Genomic DNA, 1,685 nt, shown 5'->3' on the forward strand with positions numbered 1-1,685 from the left:
AGAGGCACTCGGATACGCAGCAAGCAGGATGCGGCCCGCCCGCGGCGGTCAGCAGTAAGGGGGCTGGTTGGTCAGGGAGGCGGCCACTCGCATCCACACGCCGAACAGCCGATAGAGGTCGGGCGGTGTGCCCTGCGCCTGGACGGTCCGACTGTCTGCCGACGTGACGCCTGGAATGCCCAGGAGCGTCGAGGCAATCGAAGCCGACTGCCAGCGGACCGTGAGGGTGGAGGGGGCCGCTGCGACGGCTGGAGCCTTCGGCGGTACCGCAAGACTGGCGGCGACCACCTTCTCGATGGCCGCACGTGCTTCCTCCGACGGCCGCAGATCTGCCGAGAACCGGTCCCGCGCATACTTCACTGCCACGGTCCTCACCGAGGCGTCCCATTCCGTCATCTGTGCAGGCACAGTCGTCACCAGTCAGGACCGTCACCGGAACACCGATGGCGGCCGCGGTGGCATGGGCCAGGCCGATCTCACCCACAGGCCGGCCGTCCAGCCACATGTCTTCGATCTCGTGCCCCATGAAGCTGTGGCTCAGTACGCCGAGCGCACCGGCCCGTGAGTGGTAGCCGACGAAAACCGCAGCGTCGTGCTCGGGAGCGAGGCCTTCGAGCATGAGCATCTGCTTGGGTTTGCCGCGAATGAGGCGCGCTGCTGGGTGCAGTGCCTCGGGCAGGAGGTTGCGCATCGGGCCGTGCGCGTCGTTGACGGTGATGTCGGTGGCACCGGCCGCGACAGCACCACGGATCGCAGCGTTGACGTCCTCTGCCATCATCAGCCGTCCACGCTCATAGTCCCGGCCGCCAGGCTGGACATCGTCGGCATCCACCAGCCCGGTGATGCCCTCCATGTCCACACTGATGTAGATCCGCACTGCGCAGTCTCCTCAATCTTGATCGTTTCAGGAGACGTTCGCCGTTCTTGCTCTGGTTCCTTCACCAGCTCACGATCATCCTGTTCCCGCCGGGACCAGCAGGCTCGTCAGCTCAGCTGGACGGCATGACCGGGGACCGCGAGCCGAGTCACTGCTCTGCGTCCCGGGCATGGACCGCTCTACCTCGGTGAACCCCAGCTTTGCCTCGAGGCGCATCGAACCGAGGTTGGCGGTCTGGGTGCGGAGCACCGGCTCGCCGGGAAGGACGCCGTCGAACCAGTCGAGTGCCGCCGCGCACGCCTCGCCGGCGTATCCGAATCCCCACGCTCGCGGCAGGAACATGTAGCCGAGATCGACCTTCCCCGCAGCAGCCGGGCGGTGCTCTCCCGAGCAGGATCTGGCCGGTCATCGCTCCATCGCCTCGGACCTGCGGAGCAGGAGCCTTTCGGTCCTGATCGAGGCAGGTGGCCAGGCGACGGATCCAAGGTCAGTCCTGGTGGGCAACCCATCGTACGTCTGCGAGGCTGATCCGAAGGAGACGACCTCAGAGGTCGTCTCACGTGGCAAGTTTCGCGAGCTTCTTGTAGCAGGTCAGGGCGGCGGTCATGGCCAGGCCTCGGCTCTGCCAGTCGTTGCGGACCATGTACCGGATCTTGAAGCCACGAGCAGCCCATGGCAGGCTCATGCTGCATGATCGATAAATTCGCGAAGGACAACCTGCACGAGAGACTGCGGCGGGACCGCGAGGCGCTGCTATGGAAACTCGACGGCTTGTCCGAATACGACGCCCGCAGACCTTTGACAGCGA

1 protein-coding gene and 3 pseudogenes are annotated in these 1,685 nt (G+C 65.8%); 1 reads left to right on the forward strand and 3 read right to left on the reverse strand.

The features are described 5' to 3' along the window. Positions 1 to 48: 48 nt before the first annotated feature. From VXC91_RS45255 to VXC91_RS45265, 3 genes and pseudogenes are all read right to left on the reverse strand, one after another. Positions 49 to 877, reverse strand: a pseudogene (locus tag VXC91_RS45255) (M55 family metallopeptidase). 148 nt (positions 878 to 1,025) lie between these two features. Next, positions 1,026 to 1,381 (reverse strand): annotated as a pseudogene (locus tag VXC91_RS45260) (GNAT family N-acetyltransferase). A gap of 52 nt (positions 1,382 to 1,433) precedes the next feature. Further along, positions 1,434 to 1,562 (reverse strand): hypothetical protein, encoded by a 129-nt coding sequence (locus tag VXC91_RS45265; protein ID WP_329513154.1) that lies wholly within the window; start codon positions 1,560 to 1,562, stop codon positions 1,434 to 1,436. Between the two features lie 5 nt (positions 1,563 to 1,567). On the opposite strand from VXC91_RS45265, the pseudogene VXC91_RS45270 reads away from it, so the two are divergent. Next, positions 1,568 to 1,685 (forward strand): annotated as a pseudogene (locus tag VXC91_RS45270) (type I restriction endonuclease subunit M); the annotation flags it as partial.

Source organism: Streptomyces chiangmaiensis (genome assembly GCF_036281785.1).
GTDB classification, from domain to species: Bacteria; Actinomycetota; Actinomycetes; order Streptomycetales; family Streptomycetaceae; genus Streptomyces; species Streptomyces chiangmaiensis.